The organism is Thermus sp. (assembly GCF_037444525.1).
Classification (GTDB): Bacteria; Deinococcota; Deinococci; order Deinococcales; family Thermaceae; genus Thermus.
On the sequence record NZ_JBBIMD010000104.1, the window covers coordinates 1 to 3,324 of the forward strand.

Below are 3,324 nucleotides of genomic sequence, written 5' to 3' on the forward strand. Positions count from 1 at the left end.
AGATCATCTGGAGGGTATCCTGATCCATGGGGTACCTCCTCTCCCGTTGGTACCCCCATTCATACACATACCCTTACACATAATTCCTTACACGACCTCCGAGGTGCTGGGCCGTAGCTACGATGGTTGGGCTGGGGAGCGCTGGCTGGACATCCGGCAGATTGACAAACTGGCTCCCATCCTGCGGGCCCGACTGGATCTCTGCAAACAGAAAGGCTTCGTGGGGGTTGATCCCGACAACGTGAACGGCTACCAGAACAATACCGGTTTTCCCCTCACAGCCCAGGATCAGCTTCGCTTCAACCGCTGGCTGGCTGTCGAAGCCCATCAACGCGGCCTGGCCATCGGCCTCAAAAACACCACCGAACTGCTCCCACAGCTCATCAACGATTTCGATTTTCTTGTTACCGAGGAATGCTTTGCTCAGGGCTGGTGTAACCAGACCCAGCCCATGGTGCAGGCCGGCAAGCCGGTGCTGAACATCGAATACACCGACACCCGCATCAAGAGCACCTCCCAGTTTTGCGCTAGCAGTATTAACCTAGGCATTTTCTCCATCCTGAAACGCCGGGCGCTGGATGGCTGGGTGGAGGAGTGCAAGTAACGGCTCCGTTAATGTTGAAAGGGGCTTACCCCGCCGGGCTTAAGGCCCTCCAGGGCTTCCAGGAGGGCGGGCCGCTCGGTGCCCGGGGATAGGAGGAGGACCGCCTGGGGCCCAAAGCTCACGAGCCCCGCCTTCACCGTGGGGTCCAGGCCCCGCAGGAAGGCCTTGGCCAGGGTCTTGGCCCTCTCCAGGCGGCTTGGGGTCTCGTCGTCCGCGGCCATGGAATGGCTGGTGTCCACCACCAGCACCACCTGGGTCTGGTTCTCCCGCCAGGGGAGGGTGGCCTCCGGCCGGCCCGCGGCCAGGAGGACCAGGAGGAGGCCTAGGGGGTAGGCCCATTCCCACCCCGGGGGCCGGGGGCGGAAGGGGGCCTCCAGGGCCTGTTCCAGCCGGGCCTTCCCTCCCCGCTTCAGGAGGAGGTAGAGGAGGAGGCCCAGAAGGAAAAGCCCTAGGCCGAAAAGGAGGGTCCCCGGCTCCTTGAAGGCCACCTCCGCCTCCTTTCCACAAACCCCAGGATGAGGGGGACCAGGTCCATCTCCGTGGAGGCCAGGACCACCTCGGCCCCGGCCCGCCTAAGGGCCTCCAGGCGGGCTTTCCTGAAGGCCTCCGCCCGGGCGCGGTAGGCGGCGCGGACCCTGGGGACCAGGGCGTCCACCTCCACCACCTCCCCCGTCCTGGGGTCCCGGAAGCGCCAGACCCCCTCGGGGAGGTCCCGCTCCAAGGGGTCTTCCAGGAGGACGGCCACCAGGTCGTGCCGGGTGGCAAGGCGGCCTAGGGGGAGGGCGAACCCCTCCAGGAAGTCCGAGAAGACGAAGAGGAGCCCCCGCTTCCTGGCCACCCTGCCCAAAAGGTCCAGGCGTTCCCCAAGAGGGGCGGGGTCTATCCCGGCCTTTAGCCCGGCCTCGGCCAGGGCCAGGGCCTGGGCCTTACCCCCCCTTGGGGGGAGGAGCCGGCCCGAGACCACCCCACCCACCCGGTTCCCGTGCCTTAGGGCGATGTAGGCGAAGGCCAGGGCCAGCTCGAGGCCCAAGGCGTACTTCTCCCGCCTCCTGGACCCGAAGCGCACCGTGGCCCCCCGTCCAGGAGGAGCCAGAGGGTGAGCTCCTTCTCTTCCCGAAAGCGGCGTACGTGGAGGGTGCCGGTGCGGGCGGTGGCGGGCCAGTCTATCCGCTCCAGCTCGTCCCCCGGGTGGTAGGGGCTGATCTCCGCCAGTTCCAGGCTCCGCCCGTAGAAGACCCCCCGGTAGTCCCCGAAGAGGAGCCCGTCCAGGGGCCGGACCACCTTGAGCTCAAGCCTCCGCAGCAGGGCCTCGGGCGTCTCCATAGGGGTCCCTCAAGGGTACGAAAGGCGGGGGGAAGGCCTCCAGGAAGCGGTCCAGGAGGGCGTCCGGCCCCACCCCCTCCGCCAGGGCCTGGTAGGAGAGGACCAGGCGGTGGCGGAGGGCGTCCTTGAAGAGGTCCCGCACGTCCTCCGGAAGGGCGTACCCCCTGCCCCTGAGGAGGGCCAGGGCCTTGGCCCCCTGGACCAGGGCCAAGGAGGCCCGGGGGCTTCCCCCAAAGGCCAGGTAGGGTTTGAGCTCCTTCAGCCCCCCTTCGGGCTTGCGGGTGGCCTGGACCAGGCCCACCGCGTACTCCGCCACCTTGGGGTGGACGTAGACCCGGTCCGAAAGCCGCGCCAGGGCCAGGAGCTCCTCCAGGGAGAGGACCTCCTTGGCCCTTGGCTCCTCCCCCCGGGTCATGCGCTCCACGATGAGGAGCTCCTCGTGGAAGGCGGGGTAGTCCACCACCACCTTGAGGAGGAAGCGGTCCAGCTGGGCCTCGGGCAGGGGGTAGGTGCCCTCGCTCTCAATGGGGTTCTGGGTGGCCAGGACCAGGAAGGGCCTGGGGAGGGGGTAGGTCTCCTTGCCGATGGTCACCTGCCTCTCCTGCATGGCCTCGAGGAGGGCCGACTGCACCTTGGCGGGGGCGCGGTTGATCTCGTCCGCCAGGAGGAGGTGGGCGAAAATGGGCCCAAGCTCCGTGGCAAAGCTCCCCTCCTTGGGGTTGTAGACCCGGGTCCCCAGGAGGTCCGCGGGCACCAGGTCCGGGGTGAACTGGATGCGCTTGAAGCTCCCCCCCACCGCCTCGGCCAGGGTCTTCACCGCCAGGGTCTTGGCCAGGCCCGGCACCCCCTCAATGAGGAGGTGGCCCCGGGCCAGGAGGGCCACCAGCATCCTCTCCAGGAGGAGGTCCTGGCCCACGATGACCTTTTTGACCTCCCTGAGGAGGCCTTGGAGCCGTTCCTTGGCCGCCTCAAAGGGGTGCTCCCCTTCTTCCCGCATAAAGACCCCCTTCCGCCTTGGGGAAAAGGCTAGCCCCAGGGCCTAGGGGCCGTCCTGCCCTAGGCCACATTTGGCCGGAAGAGGGCCTTGCCTTTGGCCTTCAGGGCCTCGGGCCAGGCCTCCAGGGGGAAGACCCCCCCCACCAGGGCCTCGAGGCCCCCCACCTCCTTGAGGAGGTCCACCGCCTGCTGGAACTCCCCCCGGGTGTAGGTGTAGCTCCCCAGGAGGGCCACCTCCTTGAACCAGAAGGGGGAGAGGTCCGCCCACTCCACCCCCGGGGCCCCGAGGAGGAGGACCCTCCCCCTCTCCTCCGCCAGGGCCAGGGCCTCGCGGAACCCCCGGCCGCTCCCCGAGGCCTCCACCACCCCCTTGTACCCCCCCCGGTGCAGATCGGAAGAGC

The 3,324-nt window shown here is 68.1% G+C and carries 6 protein-coding genes; 1 reads left to right on the plus strand and 5 read right to left on the minus strand.

Annotated features, from left to right (window positions below; genetic code table 11):
- Positions 1-103: 103 nt before the first annotated feature.
- Positions 104-604, plus strand: a complete 501-nt coding sequence (locus WKI94_RS11645; RefSeq protein ID WP_337845892.1) for an endo alpha-1,4 polygalactosaminidase — start codon at positions 104-106, stop codon at positions 602-604.
- 8 nt (positions 605-612) lie between these two features.
- Here WKI94_RS11645 and WKI94_RS11650 read toward each other — a convergent pair whose 3' ends face one another.
- The 5 genes from WKI94_RS11650 to WKI94_RS11670 all read right to left on the minus strand — a co-directional run.
- Entirely contained in the window at positions 613-1,092 is a 480-nt protein-coding gene (locus WKI94_RS11650) for a VWA domain-containing protein (RefSeq protein ID WP_337845893.1), read from the minus strand.
- Complete coding sequence (locus tag WKI94_RS11655; RefSeq protein ID WP_337845894.1) at positions 1,053-1,670, minus strand: DUF58 domain-containing protein; 618 nt, start codon at positions 1,668-1,670, stop codon at positions 1,053-1,055. The genes WKI94_RS11650 and WKI94_RS11655 overlap by 40 nt, the downstream gene beginning before the upstream one ends.
- Positions 1,592-1,927, minus strand: coding sequence for a DUF58 domain-containing protein (locus WKI94_RS11660; RefSeq protein ID WP_337845895.1), 336 nt, complete (start codon positions 1,925-1,927; stop codon positions 1,592-1,594). The genes WKI94_RS11655 and WKI94_RS11660 overlap by 79 nt, the downstream gene beginning before the upstream one ends.
- The gene (locus tag WKI94_RS11665) at positions 1,893-2,924 is read right to left on the minus strand and encodes an AAA family ATPase (protein WP_337845896.1); all 1,032 of its coding nucleotides are present in this window, start codon (positions 2,922-2,924) and stop codon (positions 1,893-1,895) included. The genes WKI94_RS11660 and WKI94_RS11665 overlap by 35 nt, the downstream gene beginning before the upstream one ends.
- Positions 2,925-2,983: 59 nt before the next feature.
- Positions 2,984-3,324, minus strand: a 341-nt coding sequence (locus WKI94_RS11670) for a zinc-binding dehydrogenase (protein ID WP_337845897.1), incomplete at its 5' end; no start/stop codon positions are given.

Excerpts from the sequence above, each read along its gene's own strand:
- WKI94_RS11660 (WP_337845895.1), bottom strand. The coding sequence starts at position 1,927 with ATGGAGACGCCCGAGGCCCTGCTGCGGAGGCTTGAGCTCAAGGTGGTC.
- WKI94_RS11665 (WP_337845896.1), bottom strand. The coding sequence starts at position 2,924 with ATGCGGGAAGAAGGGGAGCACCCCTTTGAGGCGGCCAAGGAACGGCTC.